Here is a 13,054-nt window from a genome sequence, read left to right on the forward strand (position 1 = left end):
GTTTTCTCTTAGAAAAAACAAGCTTCATTAATTTAGTTATGGCTATAAAAAATCAAGAATTCTTTCTAAAGCCATTCCTCTGGATCCTTTTATCAATATTTGTTTTTGTAAAAAAAGGGACTTATTTTTTGTCAGAAATATTTTAAAATCATCAAAAGTTTTAAAAAAACTGATAAATTGCGATTTTTGTCCAGCTAATTTATAGAATTCTTCTCCGATAAAATAGGTCGGATTAGTATACCCAGAAACTGTATTTATGATATTTTGATGCTCCTGTGTGCTTTCAGAGCCCAGTTCAAACATATCGCCTAAAATATAGACTTTAGATAGATTATGTTTTTCTGGGAGTTGGTCAAAATTTAAAATAGCCGCTTCCATGCTGCTAGGGTTGGCGTTGTAAGCATCTAACAAGATCTTTGAAGTGTTTTTTTCTGTCCATTGCGACCTGTTGTTGATTGGGGTGTAATGAACAAGAGCTTCTTTTATGTCTTGTAAGCCTACATTAAAAAAGAGACCAAAAGCAAGGGCTGCTGCTATGTTTGCAGTATTGTATATTCCTGTCAGGTTTGAAGTTATAATTTCTTTTTTATAGCTAACAGTTGCGTTGGGTGAAGCTGCGTATTTATCTATTATAACGTCTGCTTCAGGGTTTTTCCCGAATGAAAATCTGGAAAATGTCAAGGTCTTGGCATCTTGTCTCGGATCGTCAATGTTACAAAATACCATTTTGTGATTGTCTTCCAGATAATCGTAGAGCTCACTTTTTGCTTTTATAACTCCTTCAAAACCTCCAAAGCCTTCGAGGTGTGCCTTTCCGAAATTGGTAATGTAGCCAAAATCGGGCTGTGCAATTTCGCAAAGCTGTGCAATTTCGCCGCGATGATTTGCTCCTATTTCCACAATACCTAAATCAGTTTCTTCGTCAAAAGAAAGCAGAGTAAGGGGAACCCCGATATGATTATTTAGATTCCCTGTGGTGGCTTTTGTATTATATTTTTTAGAAAGTACCGTATAAATGAGTTCTTTGGTAGTTGTTTTTCCGTTGCTTCCGGTTAGTGCGATAACAGGGAGTCCTAATTGTTGACGATGGTATTTTGCGAGTTGCTGTAAAGCAGATAAAACATCGGGTACCCAAAACATTTTCGAAGTGTCTGTGATTAGTTTTTTATTGTCCATTACCACATATGCGGCGCCTTTATCCAAGGCTTCCTCAGCAAACTCATTAGCATCGAAGTTATTACCTTTTAAGGCGAAAAAGAGAGAGTTTGGATGTATGTTCCGGGTATCAGTACTCACACCGTTACACAATAAAAAACACTGATACAATTCTTTTATATTCATAAATCAAATGTATAAAAAAAGCTCTAATTTAATTAGAGCTTTTTTAAAAAATGAGTATAATGAAAAATTAATTTTTGGTTTTTCTTTTGGCTTCTTTTTGACCAACTTTTGTCATTACTAAACGGAACCCGATATAGTCAGTAGCTTGGTCTTCTGGATAAAATCTTCTGGTAGCAGGATCTAGCCAATAAGCTCTGTCTTTCCACGAACCGCCTTTGATTACTCTTGATTTACTGTCAAATAAAGTAGCTCTTTTGTCTTCTTTTTTTGGAGCAGCAGCCATAAAATCTGTCTCGTTTTCTTCTGTAGCTTGTTGTTTTTCAGCGCCATTGTCATACATAACTTGAGCTACTTGTCCCGGTAAATTTCTTACGCGTAATTTGCCTGTAGACAGCGTGTCAAAAGCGACGCTTTGGTCTGTAACAATTTGAGTTCTTCCGTCACTTCCAATTTGGTTTTTGTAATATACATTACCTTTAAAGAAATTGAAGTCATCAGATACATTATCAATATTTGGATCATATACATCTGCTACCCATTCCGCAACGTTTCCTGCCATATCGTATAGCCCAAAGTTATTTGGCGGGTAGGATTTAACAGCATTTGTAATGTCAGCATTATCGGTAGACCATCCTGCAATACCGCCGTAGTCTCCTCGTCCTTGCTTAAAGTTGGCAAACTGAGTCATTGAAGACCCCGCTCTATTTTTATTGCTTTTCTTGTTTGATTTTTCCCAAGGATATATTTTTCGTCCTTTGTAATTGTTGTATTCTCTGTCAGACACCATTCCGATAGCAGCATACTCCCACTCAGCTTCTGTTGGTAAACGAAATTCAGCAGTGAATAAGCCGTATTCTAAAGTAGCATAAATGTTTTTTTCTCCTTCTTTAGCTTTACCTTTTACGCCTCTGCGAACAATGTCGCTATTTCCGCCGTAAACAGCTTCAGGATTGGTAAGATAAGTTTCGGTGCTAAAATGAGCGTCTCCGTATGCTTCAAGAATTTTAGCATCTTTTTTAAGATAACCAGCTCTCTCCAATGTTAATTCATTAACGCGATCTGTTCTCCATTTAGCATAGTCATTTGCCTGTAGCCATGTAACGCCTACAACCGGGTAGTTTGCATAAGCGGGATGACGTAAATAACTTGAGATAAGTGTTTCGTTATATCCGGCAGAGCTTCTCCAAACAGTACTGTCCGGCAAGGCACTTCTGTAGATTTCTGCATAAATTTCGTTGGAAGGCGGAAAAACTGATTTTAACCAATACAGGTACTCATTGTACATTAAGTTGGTAGCTTCAGCTTCATCCATATAAAAAGACTGCACATACTGCTGTTTTGGATTGTTGTTCCAGTCAGCCATAATGTCGTCTTGAATTCTTCCCATAGTAAAGGTGCCTCCTTCAATGGAAACCATACCCTGCGGAGTCTGCTGAGAAAAGTTTGAATTATACTGGAAGCCTCCTTTTTTATCATTTATTTTCCATCCGGTAGCACTTGACGTAAGTCCGTTGTTTGTGTTGCTACAACTAGTGAAACCAACTGAAGCGATAAGGCCAGCGATCAGTTGTAATGTCATAAGTCTATTTATCTTCATGTTAAAAACGGGTAAATAATTTGACGCAATATAAGAATTAACGATTAATTAGCAATGTTTATTGAACAAATATTTAAAAAAAACTTAAATTTTTTTCTGATTATATTATGCGATATCTTCTATAACGCTTATTTTAGCAGGGTTATTGTGTAGCAAATCATGTTTTTTTGCGTTTTAATAACCTGCTTTTATGCAAATATATATGAAAAAATTAATATTGACACTTCTGTTTTTTACTTATTTTACCTTATTCGGGCAACAAAAAACGTTTAATTTGGAGTGGAATGGAACAAAAGAGCTAATAAATTCTGCTTTAAAAGAGAAAATACCCTACTTTGAAGGGGAAAATTATAATTTTGATGCTGTTAATAATAGGTTAATTTATTCTGTAGTTTTGGAAGATGGGGTTTTTGTAGATGAGAAATCTTTAAAAGTTGAGTCTGTAAATTATGAAAACATCAATGAAAATCAATTGGGTGTTTTGTCCAAAAGTACTCTGCCTGTAGACTCAGAAGTATCTGTAAAATCTTTTTATGCCAGAAACAGTATTAAAAATATCTTGAATTTTTATCCGATTATAAGAGAAGGTAATGCCATTAAACGCATTAAAAGCATAAAAGTGTCTTATAAAACAGGGCAAAGTACCCAGCGAAAAAGCAGATATTCAACTGCTTCAATAGAAAGAAGATCATCTGTTTTAAAGAGTGGGAACTGGTTTAAATTTGCCGTCGAAAAAACTGGTGTATATAGAATATCGAAAGCTTTTTTGCAGAGTTTGGGAGTACCTGAGTCAGTAGATCCGCGAACAATAAAGATATATGGTTCAGGTGGAAAAATGCTGCCTGTATCCAATATTGCCGACTTTGAGAAAGATTTAAAAGAAAATGCAATCAAAGTAGTTGGCGAGCAAGACGGAGTTTTTGACGATGAAGATTATATTTTATTTTATGCTGTCGGTGTTGATCAGTGGGATAGAGATAATCTGACACATTTAAATTTATTTGAAGATAAAGCCTATTGTTTTTTGACTTATGATGGTGATTTTGGCAAACGCATCAGAGCATACCAACAACCGTCGGGTGGAGCAGTTAAAATATACGATACGTATAATGCTATTGCCTTTCATGAACATGATTTGAATAATATAGCTCAACTTGGAAGAAAATGGTTTGGGGAGAGGTTTAATATACAAAACAAACAGGATTTCTCGTTTTCGCTATTAAATTTAAACTCATCTTTTCCAATAAAAGTAAATATTAACACGGCATCGGCTTCTTATGGGAACTCTTCTTTTGGTTTTGAGTTAAACGGAAACTATTTGGGAGGGATTAATTTTGCATCTATACAAGGTTCGACCGTGAAAGCCTATGAAACTTTTTTTTCTAAAGAAATTACAATCAATTCAGCAAATCCAACTGTTTCACTGACTTATAATAACGGAGGAGTTCCCAATGCAGAAGGATATTTGGACTATATTCAAATAGAGTATAAAGCTGATTTGTCCGGAGGAAATAAACAGTTTGGATTTTATAATACCGATTTGGCACAAGAATCGGGTATTGTTCAATATCAGGTCAAAAATGCCAGCCAACTAAATGAAATATGGTATGTGAATGATATCGAAAATATACAGAATATATCACTTAATTCAGCAAATATTGTTTCCTTTAAAGTAATGGGAGGAGCGGTTCGCAAGTTTCACGCTCTGTCAGGTAGCGACTATTACAGCCCCATTGCTCTTCCAAATTCCCGTGTCGTAAATCAAGATGTAAAAGGGAGTGTCTTTTCAGAAGGTGACGTAGATTATCTCATTATTACTAATGAACAGCTGAGAGGAGCTGCAGAGCGCTTGGCAAATTTTCACCGTTCGGGTAAACACCGTTATAAAGTAAAAGTAGTAGAGCTGGAAAAGATATATAATGAGTTTTCGTCGGGTAAACAGGATGTGGCAGCGATTAGAAATTTTATTCGGTATGTATATGAAAACGCCTCGGACGAGAGCAGACGACTCCGCTTTGTTAATTTATTCGGAGATACTTCCTTTGATTACAAAGATAGAATTCAAAATAATACGAATATAGTACCTACTTTTTATGGAATGAATAAAACAAGAGAAGTAGTAAATAGTGGAGCTAATTTTTCGATGTACACTACATTTATGTCTGATGATTATTATGGACAAATGGATGTTGGAGAAGGAGAAATGACGAATTCTGCCTATGGAATTGATATTGCGGTTGGTCGCATGCTGGCAAAAAATACAGAAGAGGCCAATGCTATGGTGAGCAAAGTGATGGATTACAATCAAAAAGAAACACAAGGAAGATGGCGTAATAATATAATAGCGATGGCAGATGATGTAGATAGAGAGAGCGATTATGTTTTGGAGTTGGACAGTGATGAAATAGTGAAGGAGATAATTGAGGAGCGTCCTTATTTTAATCCCGTAAAAATTTATTTAGACGCTTATGTGCAAGATGTTTCGGCAGGCGGAAACCGATATTTTAAAGCACAAAAAGATTTTATTGCAGCTATTGAATCAGGAGCTCTGTATATTAATTATTTAGGACATGGAGGAGAAGATGCACTGACTCAAGAGCGCGTTTTTACGATCGAAGATGCAAATAATCTGAAAAATTATAAGAAATATCCTCTGTTTACAACGATTACATGTGAGTTTACAAGATTTGACACTCCTTTACAGACAACGGGAGGAGAAGCAATGTATAAAAATAAAGAAGGGGGCGCTATAGCTTTAGTTGCAACTACCAGAGAAATCGGAATTGCTACTGGACGACAGATAAATAAGAGATTTAGTAAGGAGTTGTTCCGTTCAAAAACTGATTTAACTATTGCAGAAGCATTGATGAATACCAAAAATGCTACTACTACCCGAGATAAAAATGTGGTGTCTTATATTGGAGATCCGGCTCTTGAGCTGGCTATTCCTAATTTAAAAGTTGAGCTGACAACTGTAAACGATGAAGATGTAAATACTTTTGACGGTGAACTGCAAGCGCTGGGATATGTGAAAATAGGAGGAGAAATACAAGACGAAAACAATAATCTAATTCATAGCTTTAACGGGAATTTAGCAGTTCAGGTATTTGATAAGTTTATTGATAAAAAAACGCTGGGCAATGATGGAGTTACAAGTAACGGAGAATTGTTATTGATGGATTTTACGATTTTAGGAGAAACAGTATTTAGAGGAAACGCATCCGTAAATCAAGGGAAATTTGCGTTTGATTTTATCCTGCCAAAGGATGTAAAGATAGCTGTTGGGGAGGGGAGAATCAGTTTTTATGCTAATAATGAAGCAATAGATTACACAGGAAACAATGATCGTTTAAAAATAGGCGGATTAAATAAAGATGCGCCGGAAGACAAGACGCCGCCCGTGATAAAACTCTATATGGATAACGAATCTTTCATTTCGGGAGGTATGACAGATAATAATCCGGTTTTTTTAGCGTTCTTAGAAGATGAAAGCGGTATTAATACATCCAGCGGTATCGGACATGATCTGGTTGCAGTGCTGGACGACAATGAAAGAGAACCGATTGTAATGAATGACTACTACGAAACAGAACCGGATAATTTTAGAAAAGGAAAGATAACGTATCCTTTAAAAGACCTTGCACCAGGAATGCATACGCTGTTGTTTAAGGCATGGGATGTATATAATAACCTTTCCAGCGCCGAATTGCAGTTTGTGGTTGCAGAACAGGAAGATTTAAAATTGGAACATGTTTTAAATTACCCTAATCCTTTTGTGAGTTACACCGAGTTTTGGTTTACTCATAATAGACCTTATGAAACTTTAGATGTTCAGGTGCAGATTATGACAGTTGCCGGAAGAATTGTGAAAACAATAAATCAGCAGGTAACCACTGAAAATAATTTGTGCAGAGAAATTGTATGGGACGGAAGAGATGATTTTGGTGATAGAATAGGAAAAGGAGTATATATTTATAAACTAACAGTACGATCTAATCAAACAGGACACCAAGCAGAAAAAATAGAAAAATTAGTTGTACTTTAAAAAACAATTATATTTGCATAATCAATCTAACTATAGTTAAATGAAAAACATAACAGCCTTATTAGTGATCTTTTTTGGAGGGCAAGCCCTGTGGGCACAGACAAAAGAGATGAATCCCATTACTACGGGAGTTCCTTTTTTAACAATTGCTGCTGATGCAAGATCTGCCGGAATGGGAGATATGGGAGTTGCTACAACTTCTGATGTTTTCTCACAGCAGCACAATCCTTCTAAATATGCATTTGCAGAAAAAGACCAAAGTTTTTCAGTAAGCTATACGCCTTATATGGCAAAAATAGCAAGCGATATGTCTTTAGGGCAGCTTACTTATTTTAACAAGTTTAATGAGCGAAGCGCAATAGGGGCTAGTTTAAGGTATTTTGGAATGGGAGAAATGAATTTTAGAGAGAACTATAATGATATGCCTGTGTCTAAAAAGCCGAATGAGTTTGCTATTGATGTGTCGTATTCCCTGAAGCTGAGTAATAATTTTGGTATGGGAGTTGCCGGAAGATTTATTAATTCAAGTTTAAAATATCCGGAAGCAGGAGATGGCGAATCGTCAAGTGCAAGTAGTTTTGCAGTAGATGTTTCCGGATTTTATGAATCAGATGTCAAGCAGTTTGAAAGTTTTGAAGGACGTTGGAGATTTGGGTTTAACTTTCAAAATTTGGGGCCTAAAATGAAGTATGGGGATGAGCAGTACGGAAGTTTTTTACCGGCAAATTTAAAGCTGGGAGCTGGATTTGACTTCATATTGGATCAGTACAATACGGTAACGGTTACTACGGAGTTTAATAAACTAATGGTTCCTACTCCGCCTGAAAGCTATGATGCAGAAGAGCAGAGAAAATATAATGATATCGGCTGGTTTAAAGGTGTTTTTAAATCATTTGGCGATGCTCCGGGAGGCTTTAGTGAAGAAATGAAAGAAGTGGTTTGGTCATTTGGAGCAGAATATTGGTATGACAATGTTTTTGCTTTCAGGGCAGGATACTTTAATGAAAACGAATATAAAGGGGCTCGTAAATATGCTACGCTAGGAGCAGGGTTTAGATACAGTATGATAACGGTAGATTTATCCTATATGTTTTCAACATCAAAAATTACTAACCCATTAGAAAATACTCTGCGCTTTTCATTAACCTTTGATCTGGGCAAAAAAACGTACAGAGGATAAATATAAAGAAGCTTATATGATAAAAATCCAAACTTCATTTGAAGTTTGGATTTTTTGTCTGACCTTGTATCACATGAAAAAGATAGAAATAAAAACCGAATTTATAGAGTATGACTCCATAGAAGAATTAGCTTTAGAAGATAAACAGCTGATGGATCAGGCAGTACAAATCAGAAAAAGTGCCTATGCTCCTTATTCTAAGTTTAAAGTTGGTGCAGCACTTCTGTTGGAAGACGGAACAGTTGTATTAGGATCCAATCAAGAAAATGCTGCTTTTCCTTCTGGTTTATGTGCTGAAAGAACAGCCATTTTTCAGGCAGGAGCACTGTACCCTGATAAAAAGATTTTGAAGATTGCTATTTCAGCCTCTTCTGACTTAAAATTGACACAAGCCCCTATTCCGCCTTGTGGCGCATGTCGTCAAAGTATTTTGGAATATGAAACAAAGCAAAATCAATTTATAGAAATGTTTTTTATGGGTGCAGAAGGAAAAATTTGCTATTCGCCTTCTTTGGTTAATATGCTGCCTTTTTATTTTGATAGGGATTCAATGTAAAGAGATACTATTAATTTGAAAATCAGTATAACTAAATAAAATTATTTTTTGTTATGCAATAATATAAAAATTGATTATTTTTGGTAGAGGATTCAGCAATAATAATCAGGCAGAATTCCAAAAAGAGGTCTTAAAAACAGATTAACTACGGCCTTTTCTTTAATTTAAAATGGACACATACCCCCAGATCATTACAATGTTGGCTAGCGCCGGCATTGTACACGAAGAAATATCTATAGCGAAGTTATTACTAACGCTTTTTTTAGTCCTGTTAAACGGATTTTTTGTAGCAGCAGAGTTTGCCATCGTAAAAGTTCGTTCCTCTCAGATTGAAGTACATCAAGAATTAAATTCTAAAGTAGCCGGAATCGCCAAAAATATAGTAACTAACTTAGATGCTTATTTGGCAGCAACACAATTAGGTATAACATTAGCCTCCTTGGGCTTAGGTTGGGTAGGAGAAAGTTCTCTTACACCTGTAATCATGAAAATGTTTGAACTTTTTGGAATGACAGGTCCGGAGTGGTATGCCGTGGCGAAAAATATATCATTTCCCCTGGCATTTGCCATAATAACTATATTACATATTGTATTTGGAGAATTAGCACCTAAATCGCTGGCAATTCATTTTCCTACCAAAACAACTTTTACAATTGCTTTGCCGTTGCGAATTTTTTACTTTGTGTTTAAACCCGTAATCTGGTTAATGAACGGTTTTGCCAATGCAATTTTAAGGATGATGGGAATTACACCAATTCACGGCTCAGATATTCATACAGAAGAGGAGTTAAAGATGATCATTACCGAGAGTCAGGAAGGCGGAGCGATTGAAGAAACCGAACGCATGCTAATTCAGAATGTATTCGATTTTGACGACAGAAGAGTAAACAATATTCAAACTTTACGCAAAAATGTTTCGGCTATTGAAATTGAAACTACAGTAAAGGATGCTATTGATTACGCTATCAATGAAGGGTATTCCCGCTATCCGGTTTATGAAGATTCGCTGGATAACATTAAAGGGGTTATTTATACAAAAGATTTAATGAAGGCAATGATGAATAAGATGGAAGATAAAAAAATCGCACCGTTAATGAGAGAGCCTATTTTTATTTCTGAGAATGCATTGATTAAAAATGTATTAAAACAGTTTCAGGCAAAGCACCTCCAAATGGCCGTGGTTACTAATGAGGTAGGTGAGTTTTCAGGTATAGTAACGATGGAAGATATTTTGGAGGAATTGGTAGGAGAGATTCAGGATGAATATGATAATGAAGAACCTATTGTGACAACAGTTGGAGAAGGAGTGTATCATGTAAATGCACATTATAATTTATCAGATATTAACCGCTTATTGCCTTATAAGTTTGAAGAAAGCGAGCATTATGATACTTTGGCGGGTTTAATCGCAGAAACTTATCCGGATGATGAATTTAAAGAGCAAGATGCAATTGATTTATGTGATTACGAAGGAATTGTTTTGAATATGTATCGCAATTCCATCGAAAAAATTCAGCTTACCTTAAAGCCTAAAGGAAAAGATATCGAAGAAGGGTAATCACTTTATTTGTAAAGATAGAAGCACTCTTTTTAATAGAGTGCTTTTTTAATGTTTTTGAAAACATAATATGCGTGTAATCATATTAGGCAGTTAATTTAAATGAGTAAATTGTCATAAATCTCTGTTTAAATTATAACAATATGGAATCGTTAGAAAGGCTGCTGGAAAAAATAAAACAATGTAAAATATGTGAAGCAGAATTGCCTTTGGGAGCAAATCCGGTTTTGAAGGCAAGTGAAAAATCAAAAATAATGATCATCGGACAGGCACCGGGGATAAAAGTACACCTTTCTGGGATTCCCTTTCATGACAAAAGTGGAGATCAGTTGCGGCAATGGCTTGATGTTACTGTAGATGAGTTCTATAATCCTGATAATTTTGCTATTGTTCCTATGGGCTTTTGCTATCCGGGAAAAGGAAAGCAGGGAGATCTGCCTCCGAGAAAAGAATGCGCACCCACATGGCATGAACAGCTTTTAGAACATTTAAGCGAAATACAATTAATTTTATTGGTAGGACAATATGCACAGAAATATTATTTAAAAAAAGAGCCAAAGCGAACTTTAACAGAAAATGTAGCACATTATCAAGATTTTTTGCCTCTGTATTTTCCGCTGCCACATCCTTCTCCCCGCAATTTTATGTGGAAAGCTAAAAACCATTGGTTTGAAGAGGAAGTTATCCCTGAACTCAAAAAAAGAGTTCGTACTATTTTGAATAAAAAATAAATCTGGATCTAAGATTGGACATTTTTATTCAGCGATTTTTAATTTCCGATATACCATGTACAGCAGTGACAGAATAACGATAAAAGCGCTTGCATACATAATTAAAGGAATATTTTGGATGTGGTCTTTGTAATACCAACCGGCGGCAAAAGCACCTCCGCCAACACCTGCTTCCAGTGCAATATACATAGTAGAAACTGCTTTTCCGCGTTGGTTTGGAGCACTAAAATCTATAGTCCACGCGTTTAGTGCAGGCGATAATACGCCTAACGAAATCCCGTAGGTGAATGCTCCGAGATACAGTCCTCCGATACTATCGTAAAAACCAATGACAAGCAAAGAAATAATTAGCAGGCAAAGACCTATGTTAATAATGAGAACCCTTCCGTATTGGTCAGAAACTTTGCCTGCCACAAACCGGATTAGCAAAGAAGATACAGTGAAAATCATAAAGAAAATCCCTTTGTTTTCAATACCTAAATGTGCTGTCCAATCAGGGATAAGTGTAAGAATTACTCCGTAAGCTATATAGGATAAAAAGGTGACTAGTGCAGCCGGAAAAACAGCAAAGTCAAATAGATCATTTCGAGATAATTTGAGCAATGAGAAAGAAAATTTACTCTTTGAAGAAAGCGTTTCTTTCATGTTTAGTAAAATAATGATTGACAACAATGCGAACAGAGCAGAAGCATAAAATAAAAAATTGATAGAAGTATATATTTTTATTGTACTTCCTATTGCCGGACCTACCGCCATACCTGTACTAAAACAAATGCCGTGCAGACCTAAAGCCTCTCCCCATCGTTCTTTAGGTACAATATCTGCTACATAAGCAGCTGTAGCTGTAGGCTTAAAACCAGTTGAAAAACCGTGAAGTAATCTCAAGAACAAAAAGCCTGAAACAGTGGTCAGGATGGGGTAAAGCAGGCTGCAGATAAAACAAACGACCGAACCGATTGCCATAATGGGAACTCTACCAATTTTATCAGTGAGCTTTCCGCTAAAAGGACGAGAAATACCCGCGGTTATAGTAAATAAACCAATAATTAAACCTTTGTATTCAGTGCCTCCCAGCCCCGATAAATAGTCGGGTAATTCGGGAATAAGCATATTAAAACTCGCTGAAAACAATAGAGAACTCAAACAAACTAAGATGAATTGAGTATTGTATATAGGGTGCGAAGAAGCTGATTTTACCGACATGGCTTTAAAATAGCAAGGAGCTTGTTGGCGGGTGTTTTTCTGTTGTGAAATTATACTTTCCTAAGCTTTCGAAGTCTTGTTTTTTATTACAGATAAAAGGATGTAAACAACGATAATAACTGGTACAGCCAGATATTTTAATACAAACAGTAAAATAGCTGATAAAATAATAAAGGTAATTTGCAGAGTATATTTTGATAGATTTTTTGGATTGACTTTTAAAGAAAATAATGGGATTTCTGCATTCATAATATAAGCACTTAATAGACTGATAACAACCAAAACGTAAGGATTGCTGAGTAAAGAGATTATGGATTCTGAGTGCGTAGTGCTGACTATCATCGGAAGACTTAGTATAAACAAAGCATTACCCGGCGTGGGCAAACCAATAAAAGAATCAGTCTGACGCGTGTCTACGTTAAATTTAGCTAATCGGTAAGCAGCACCCAATGTAATGATAAAACCAATATAGGGTACTACAGCCATATAGTATGTTTCAGGTGTTAGGTTGTACAGCTCCTGATTTTCCTGAATGTTGGCAAGTTGTTTATAAATTACCAATCCAGGTACAACTCCACTGGTAACCATATCTGCAAGTGAGTCAAGTTGTAATCCTATTTCGCTTTTTACGTTCAGTGCCCGGGCTAAAAAACCATCCCAGTAATCAAAAAATATACCTAAGCAAACCCATAAAAATGCCATTTTGATGTTGTCGTCAAAGGCATATATACAGGCTATCAAACCAGCTGATAAGTTGAGTAAGGTAATGAAATTGGGAATGTGTTTTTTCATATGTGTCTTTTTAGAAGATGATCAAACAGGTTAATTAACCATTTTTGTACT

9 protein-coding genes are annotated in these 13,054 nt (G+C 35.9%); 5 read left to right on the forward strand and 4 right to left on the reverse strand.

Annotation, left to right across the window (positions count from 1 at the left end; all coding sequences use genetic code 11):
* Window positions 1–42: 42 nt before the first annotated feature.
* Together C8P70_RS06015 and gldJ are read right to left on the reverse strand one after the other, a co-directional pair.
* Window positions 43–1,341, reverse strand: a complete 1,299-nt coding sequence (locus C8P70_RS06015; protein WP_133712436.1) for a UDP-N-acetylmuramoyl-tripeptide--D-alanyl-D-alanine ligase — start codon at window positions 1,339–1,341, stop codon at window positions 43–45.
* A gap of 67 nt (window positions 1,342–1,408) precedes the next feature.
* Window positions 1,409–2,938 carry a gliding motility lipoprotein GldJ gene (gene gldJ / locus C8P70_RS06020; protein ID WP_208293384.1) on the reverse strand — a complete coding sequence of 510 codons (1,530 nt, stop codon included), beginning with the start codon at window positions 2,936–2,938 and terminating at the stop codon, window positions 1,409–1,411.
* 202 nt (window positions 2,939–3,140) lie between these two features.
* Between gldJ and porU the strand changes: the two genes are divergently transcribed.
* The 5 genes from porU (at window position 3,141) to C8P70_RS06045 (ending at window position 11,008) form a co-directional block, all read left to right on the forward strand.
* A complete protein-coding gene (gene porU, locus C8P70_RS06025; protein WP_243832675.1) occupies window positions 3,141–6,983 on the forward strand; it encodes a type IX secretion system sortase PorU in 3,843 nt (1,280 codons plus the stop codon).
* 40 nt (window positions 6,984–7,023) lie between these two features.
* The gene (gene porV, locus C8P70_RS06030) at window positions 7,024–8,163 is read left to right on the forward strand and encodes a type IX secretion system outer membrane channel protein PorV (protein WP_133712439.1); all 1,140 of its coding nucleotides are present in this window, start codon (window positions 7,024–7,026) and stop codon (window positions 8,161–8,163) included.
* 73 nt (window positions 8,164–8,236) lie between these two features.
* Window positions 8,237–8,719, forward strand: a complete 483-nt coding sequence (locus C8P70_RS06035; RefSeq protein ID WP_133712487.1) for a cytidine deaminase — start codon at window positions 8,237–8,239, stop codon at window positions 8,717–8,719.
* 169 nt (window positions 8,720–8,888) lie between these two features.
* Complete coding sequence (locus C8P70_RS06040; protein WP_133712440.1) at window positions 8,889–10,277, forward strand: hemolysin family protein; 1,389 nt, start codon at window positions 8,889–8,891, stop codon at window positions 10,275–10,277.
* A 143-nt stretch (window positions 10,278–10,420) separates the two neighbouring features.
* Window positions 10,421–11,008, forward strand: a complete 588-nt coding sequence (locus C8P70_RS06045; RefSeq protein WP_133712441.1) for a uracil-DNA glycosylase family protein — start codon at window positions 10,421–10,423, stop codon at window positions 11,006–11,008.
* A gap of 24 nt (window positions 11,009–11,032) precedes the next feature.
* Here the strand turns inward: C8P70_RS06045 and C8P70_RS06050 are convergent, their stop codons facing one another.
* Both C8P70_RS06050 and C8P70_RS06055 read right to left on the reverse strand, forming a co-directional pair.
* A complete protein-coding gene (locus C8P70_RS06050) occupies window positions 11,033–12,211 on the reverse strand; it encodes an MFS transporter (RefSeq protein ID WP_133712442.1) in 1,179 nt (392 codons plus the stop codon).
* 60 nt (window positions 12,212–12,271) lie between these two features.
* Window positions 12,272–13,003, reverse strand: coding sequence for a CDP-alcohol phosphatidyltransferase family protein (locus C8P70_RS06055; RefSeq protein WP_133712443.1), 732 nt, complete (start codon window positions 13,001–13,003; stop codon window positions 12,272–12,274).
* Window positions 13,004–13,054: the final 51 nt, after the last annotated feature.

Source organism: Myroides indicus, from assembly GCF_004364575.1.
Lineage (GTDB): Bacteria > Bacteroidota > Bacteroidia > Flavobacteriales > Flavobacteriaceae > Flavobacterium > Flavobacterium indicum_A.

Coding starts and splice junctions, on each gene's coding strand:
- C8P70_RS06035 (WP_133712487.1), top strand. CDS start 8,237: ATGAAAAAGATAGAAATAAAAACCGAATTTATAGAGTATGACTCCATA.
- C8P70_RS06045 (WP_133712441.1), top strand. CDS start 10,421: ATGGAATCGTTAGAAAGGCTGCTGGAAAAAATAAAACAATGTAAAATA.
- C8P70_RS06050 (WP_133712442.1), bottom strand. CDS start 12,211: ATGTCGGTAAAATCAGCTTCTTCGCACCCTATATACAATACTCAATTC.
- gldJ (WP_208293384.1), bottom strand. CDS start 2,938: ATGAAGATAAATAGACTTATGACATTACAACTGATCGCTGGCCTTATC.
- porU (WP_243832675.1), top strand. CDS start 3,141: ATGAAAAAATTAATATTGACACTTCTGTTTTTTACTTATTTTACCTTA.
- C8P70_RS06015 (WP_133712436.1), bottom strand. CDS start 1,341: ATGAATATAAAAGAATTGTATCAGTGTTTTTTATTGTGTAACGGTGTG.
- porV (WP_133712439.1), top strand. CDS start 7,024: ATGAAAAACATAACAGCCTTATTAGTGATCTTTTTTGGAGGGCAAGCC.
- C8P70_RS06055 (WP_133712443.1), bottom strand. CDS start 13,003: ATGAAAAAACACATTCCCAATTTCATTACCTTACTCAACTTATCAGCT.
- C8P70_RS06040 (WP_133712440.1), top strand. CDS start 8,889: ATGGACACATACCCCCAGATCATTACAATGTTGGCTAGCGCCGGCATT.